Below are 3,746 nucleotides of genomic sequence, written 5' to 3' on the forward strand. Positions count from 1 at the left end.
ACCGTAGGGCATACGGGAACATACGCTTGGGGAGATTTGCCCTCTTGGGCGATTGCCTATGGGCTGTCGTCTAACGGCGAGTCGGTGAACCAAGAATCCCCCACTATAACCCGTAGGGTTTAGTGGTGGGAGTGTCAACCATTTCTTCCTTGACTTGGCTGATAACCTTTTTTTTGGTTATGGGTAATTTGTGATTAATTAATTTGCTCCATTAAGTCACGATTTTGTAAAACATACAAGGTTTCCTGTTCCCTTTCCCAGTCTTCCCGACTGATTACCATAAAATCGTCCCCATTACGCCGAGTCACTGTCAAGGGAATATGATGGTTGATTACTTCATCGACATAACTTTTTAAATTGTCTCTAAATTGGTTAACGCTGGTGATATTCATGGTTTTTTCACAATTTAACGGTACTTAAACTAAATGTACGGATTTACCGTACTTTTTTAGGATAGCAGAGCAATATTAAGAATATCAACAGCCTTTGACTTTGTTATTTTTAAAACTTTCCCCTTCCCTATGAGATGATATAGTAGAAAAAAAACTATCTAGGATTATGGCTAGTTCTGATACGGTTTATCGTCACCTCGAATGTCGCCCCGACAGTTATCAAGGTTGGTATAATCAAGCCCGACAATTACAAGCGCACTCCAAACTAGAAGATGCTTTGTATAGTTACCAAAGGGCGCTAGAATATCACCCGAATGATTATTTTGCTTGGTATCATCACGGTAAAGTATTAGAAGAATTAGGTCAATATCCGTCAGCTTTAAATAGTTTTCATCAAGCTGGAAATTTACAACCAAATAATTATTGGGCTTGGTATAGTATCGGTTATATTTTACAAGAAAAGTTAGCCCGTCACACTGAAGCAATGATATATTTGCGGAGGGCGCTGGTTAACAATCCGCAAGATTATTGGATCAACTATCGTCTTGCTAAATCTTATTTTTATTTAAGAAAATATATCCATGCTTTAGATTTTTTTCATCATGCTCTAAAAATTCGTCCCCGTGATTATTGGAGTTTATATCGTTGTGGTGAGTGTTGGCAAAAAATAGGTAATTTAACCAGCGCCCGTCACAGTTACCTTGAGGCTTTAGACATAAAAAATAATGATTATTGGGTAATATTTCAACTAATGAATATTGCGGAAAAACAATGTTTATATTCAGAGGTAATTATGTGGGGTAAAATACTTCTTGATTTAGACTTTGAATCAGAGGAAATTATCTCAAAACTCGCCATAGCTTATCGAATTTTAAATAAATCAGAAGAGTTAAAGGGAGAAAGTAAGAAGTAAGAAGTAAGAAGTAAGAAGTATAAATATTTAAGGCGTTGGTGCGTAAATTCTAAATTATCAATTATCCATTATCAATTATCCATTATCAATTATCCATTATCAATTGTCCATTATCAATTGTCCCTAATTAAACTTATAATAAAGCAATAAGGTTAGAGATAGAATTTCATGGATGCAGAAAAGTTAGGTAAACTAGAAGAAAAACTATACAACGAAACACCCTTATTAGGTGAAAGGATTAGGCAACAAGCAGTTAAGGAATTATCCAAAGATAAAACCCCCAAAACCATTGAAATTCTCACTAGGGCGCTGATTTTTACTCCCGATAATAAACTGAAAAATGCTATCCTCAATACCATCAAAGAAATTCGCATTCAAGATAAATCTCTAATCAATGCGGTGTGCGCTATGTGGGCGCAAAATCGCAATGAAGAGTTAACCAAATTATTAAAACTGCGAGGATGGGTAGCCTACAATCCTCTCAAACTAAGAGTTTTAACGGCGGTTAATCTCAGTTGGCAAGGTATTTTTGAAGAAAAAGGTAAAGAAATTCTTCCCATTTTATTGGATTTATTAGACGATAAAGATCAAGAAATTAAGGGAAGGGCGCTAGAATGGTTAGCCAATTTACCCAATGAAGAGTTAGAAGCTGAAGTGTGTCGTTTAGCTAGTGAAGAAAATAATGGGAGGGCGCTGGAAATCGCTATTAGTGCTAATTATCGTCCTTCTGACCCCTATCAGTCAACTTTATTCTATTATCTTACTCAACAGTGGGAAAGATATGGACAAGTTGATCCAGACCAAATTTTATTAGAACAGGTGTATTATCAAGCGCCCTCCGAACTACAACAGCGCATGGATGATCATGGTAGGCTATTGAAAAGAATGGAATGGGTATGGATGCGCCTTGGGGGAAAAGAAGGCAGACGGGTTAAAGAAATTGATTTTGCGCAGTGGGGAGATTTAATCGAAGTTTTAAGTAATGGGCGTAATTGGGCAACTTTATGGGATTTAGTGTTTATAGCGCCCGTGTTTTGGAGTCGAGAAATTGTCAAAAAACTCAAAAATAATCGTGCTTTGCCTGAAAAACCAGAAGATAAAGCTATTTTGGCAGAATTACTCCATTTAGCGGTAAGTATCAAAGGTAAATCTATTCCCCAAGGGAAATTTTTGCGCTGTGTGCATACTATGGAGGGAGAAGGTGAAAGCATAGGGGCGCTATTACTTACCCCTGATAGTCAATATATTATCAGCGCCCGTGGCAATAGCATCATCATTAATCATGCCCAAACAGGAGAAGAAATCACCACCCTAAAACGACATCTTAAAGGGGTGGGAAGTCTGGCAATTAGTGAAGATGGCACAATTTTAGCCAGTGGTAGTCGAGATAAAACCGTGTGTATGTGGCGCATTCCCGAAGGAAATATTTTAGCTAATTTATCGGGAAAATCTTCCTCTGTGTGGTCCTTGGCAATGACAAAAGATTGTAAAATAGTTGCTAGCGCTAGTTATCGGGAAATTCGTTTATGGCATTATCCCAGTGGCAAATTAAATAAGGTATTGTCGGGATTTGAGACGGAAGTAGAAAAGGTTATAGTTAGCCCTGATGATAATTTTCTCATTGCTGGAGGGGGAAAACAAGATCACACGGTGAAGGTGTGGAGTTTACCTGATGGTGAGTTAAAATATAGCTTAGAAGGTCATCAAGATGCCATTACTGCCCTTGTGGTATGTCCTTTTAGTCGTGTTTTGGTTAGCGCTAGTAGGGATAATACGGTGAAAATTTGGTCTTTGACTACAGGGGAAAATCTCTCTACTTTGACTGATCATAGCGCCACAGTGTGGAATTTAGCCATTACTCCTGATGGTCAAACCCTCGTTACTGTCAGTGAAGATAGCACGGCAAAATTATGGCAATTAGCTAATTATACTCTACGAAAAACTTTAAATGGTCATGAGGGCGCTATTTGGTGTCTGAATATTAACTCTCAAGGAAATCTTTTGGCAACCGGTAGCCGAGATAATACCGTGCGCTTATGGGGTTTGCCTGACGGGGAAGAAATGGGTATCATTCAAGGACATTCTCAACCAATTCGAGAGGTAAAAATTAGTGGGGATAATCGTTTTTTGGTTACTGCTGGATTAGATGGTTTTGTTAAAGTATGGCAATGGCATTTACAAAATATCTGTAATACTCCTATTTTAGCTTTAACACCTGACGACTTAAATTGGTTGCGAGGGGCGCTGGATGAGGGGAATTTAAGCCCTGATGAGGAAAATTGGTTAAAAATGATCGCCAAAATTCATTCTTTAAATACGACAGATTAAAACGGCAAAAAATTTATCTTGAAATGTGAGTGAAAGACCCCCGTTGAATTTCTCAACAAAAAAAATACCCACTGAAATCAACGGGGGATGTAAACGAACCAACAAAAAAATCG

The 3,746-nt window shown here is 38.0% G+C and carries 4 protein-coding genes; 3 read left to right on the plus strand and 1 reads right to left on the minus strand.

Annotation, left to right across the window (positions count from 1 at the left end):
* Nucleotides 1-123, plus strand: a 123-nt coding sequence (locus IGQ45_12915) for a transposase (protein ID MBF2058080.1), incomplete at its 5' end; no start/stop codon positions are given.
* A gap of 71 nt (nt 124-194) precedes the next feature.
* Here the strand turns inward: IGQ45_12915 and IGQ45_12920 are convergent.
* Nucleotides 195-392, minus strand: a complete 198-nt coding sequence (locus IGQ45_12920) for a type II toxin-antitoxin system Phd/YefM family antitoxin (GenBank protein ID MBF2058081.1) — start codon at nt 390-392, stop codon at nt 195-197.
* Nucleotides 393-558: 166 nt separating this feature from the next.
* Between IGQ45_12920 and IGQ45_12925 the strand changes: the two genes are divergently transcribed.
* Nucleotides 559-1,305 carry a tetratricopeptide repeat protein gene (locus IGQ45_12925; protein ID MBF2058082.1) on the plus strand — a complete coding sequence of 249 codons (747 nt, stop codon included), beginning with the start codon at nt 559-561 and terminating at the stop codon, nt 1,303-1,305.
* A gap of 168 nt (nt 1,306-1,473) precedes the next feature.
* On the plus strand, nt 1,474-3,633 hold the full coding sequence (locus IGQ45_12930) for a WD40 repeat domain-containing protein (GenBank protein MBF2058083.1): 2,160 nt from the start codon (nt 1,474-1,476) through the stop codon (nt 3,631-3,633).
* The last annotated feature ends 113 nt before the right edge of the window (nt 3,634-3,746 follow it).

The sequence above is a fragment of the Cyanobacterium sp. T60_A2020_053 genome (assembly GCA_015272165.1).
Taxonomy (GTDB): Bacteria; Cyanobacteriota; Cyanobacteriia; order Cyanobacteriales; family Cyanobacteriaceae; genus Cyanobacterium.

What these genes read in the sequence shown, in the direction of transcription:
- IGQ45_12925 (MBF2058082.1), top strand. Translation starts at nt 559, where the DNA reads ATGGCTAGTTCTGATACGGTTTATCGTCACCTCGAATGTCGCCCCGAC.
- IGQ45_12930 (MBF2058083.1), top strand. Translation starts at nt 1,474, where the DNA reads ATGGATGCAGAAAAGTTAGGTAAACTAGAAGAAAAACTATACAACGAA.
- IGQ45_12920 (MBF2058081.1), bottom strand. Translation starts at nt 392, where the DNA reads ATGAATATCACCAGCGTTAACCAATTTAGAGACAATTTAAAAAGTTAT.